Origin of the sequence: Mesorhizobium sp. M7A.F.Ca.US.005.03.1.1, assembly GCF_003997975.1 — a bacterium.
Classification (GTDB): domain Bacteria; phylum Pseudomonadota; class Alphaproteobacteria; order Rhizobiales; family Rhizobiaceae; genus Mesorhizobium; species Mesorhizobium ciceri.
In genome coordinates, this window is sequence record NZ_RZRO01000229.1 from 1 (window position 1) to 454 (window position 454).

Annotated in this window: 1 protein-coding gene; it reads right to left on the reverse strand. The window is 60.6% G+C overall.

Annotation, left to right across the window (positions count from 1 at the left end; all coding sequences use genetic code 11):
- A partial coding sequence (locus EN990_RS35290; protein ID WP_206526385.1) for a dihydroxy-acid dehydratase occupies positions 1-454 on the reverse strand: 454 nt, incomplete at both ends.

The following is a 454-nucleotide window of genomic DNA, read 5'->3' on the forward strand; positions in this document are numbered from 1 at the left end:
GTACTGATCCAGCGACTCCGGCAGCGTCAGGCCAAGCACGTTTTTCACGTCGCGGTTCAGCAGCCCGGCGCGATCCAGCTCGCCCAAAATACCGATTACACCACCGGCACGGTGCACGTCTTCCATGTGGTACTTCTGGGTACTTGGTGCGACCTTACACAGCTGCGGCACTTTGCGGGAGAGCTTGTCGATGTCGCTCATGGTGAAGTCGATTTCGGCTTCCTGTGCGGCAGCCAGCAGATGCAGAACGGTGTTGGTGGAACCGCCCATGGCGATATCCAGCGTCATGGCGTTCTCAAACGCGGCTTTGCTGGCGATGTTGCGCGGCAGCGCGCTGGCGTCATCCTGCTCGTAGTAGCGCTTGGTCAATTCAACGATGCGCTTACCGGCGTTAAGGAACAGCTGCTTGCGGTCGGCGTGGGTCGCCAGAAGCGAGCCGTTGCCCGGCTGAGAC